The organism is Streptococcus sp. 596553, assembly GCF_900411395.1.
GTDB lineage: Bacteria > Bacillota > Bacilli > Lactobacillales > Streptococcaceae > Streptococcus > Streptococcus mitis_BA.
The window spans coordinates 1-468 of record NZ_OXCQ01000037.1 but is presented as its reverse complement, the minus strand read 5'-3'; the positions used below and the strand labels follow the sequence as shown (position 1 = coordinate 468).

General features: G+C 41.0%; 1 protein-coding gene. It reads left to right on the top strand.

Annotated elements, in window-relative coordinates:
* A partial coding sequence (locus DSY56_RS11695; RefSeq protein ID WP_373455507.1) for a transposase occupies positions 1-468 on the top strand: 468 nt, incomplete at both ends.

Below are 468 nucleotides of genomic sequence, written 5' to 3'. Positions count from 1 at the left end.
TTAAATTCAAAGAAAGACGAAAAAGTAAGCTACCTTCCATCCCTAAAGAAGCTAAAAAAGGCCGTTCCTATGAGGATTTCCAAAACTATTTAGCACTGAATCAACTAGACTCTTGGCTGGAAATGGATACAGTTCTGGGAAGGATGGGAGGGAAAGTCCTACTCACCTTCAATCTATCTTTCTGTAACTTTATCTTCGCTAGACTTCTGGATAATAAAACTGCCCTTGAGGTTACCAAACACCTTTATGACATCAAGAACACTCTTCACCAAGCTGACAAAGATTTATCCCAACTCTTCCCTGTCATTCTTACCGATAATGGTGGAGAGTTTGCCAGGGTCGATGATATCGAAATGGATGTGCGAGGAGAGAGTAAACTCTTCTTTTGTGACCCTAATCGCTCTGACCAGAAAGGGAGAATTGAGAAAAATCACACGCTGATTCGCGACATTCTACCTAAAGGAACTT